Annotated in this window: 1 protein-coding gene; it reads right to left on the bottom strand. The window is 48.1% G+C overall.

The genetic code is table 11. The features are described 5' to 3' along the window. Positions 1-235, bottom strand: a 235-nt coding sequence (locus SB725_RS33980) for a ThiF family adenylyltransferase (protein ID WP_410923798.1), incomplete at both ends; no start/stop codon positions are given.

Here is a 235-nt window from a genome sequence, read left to right as displayed (position 1 = left end):
CTAATACGAGTTGCCATTGCTTCAATTTTACTTTGACCAAATGTGCTGTCCAATGCAGGCAGTTGGCGATTGACATTAGACGCAACCAACACATCCAAATCAATCAGCGTAATCGTTCCTATTGCTGTCCGAGCCAGTGCCTCGGCCGCCCAAGAGCCAACCCCTCCTACACCAATAATGTAGACATGAGCTGCCGAAAAAGTATCAACCGCTGAGGTACCATATAGTGTCCGTG

Origin of the sequence: Pseudomonas sp. SIMBA_041 (genome assembly GCF_046535095.1) — a bacterium.
GTDB classification, from domain to species: Bacteria; Pseudomonadota; Gammaproteobacteria; order Pseudomonadales; family Pseudomonadaceae; genus Aquipseudomonas; species Aquipseudomonas mucoides.
Note: the sequence above shows the minus strand (reverse complement) of the source record. Positions and strands in the feature narration are given on the sequence as shown.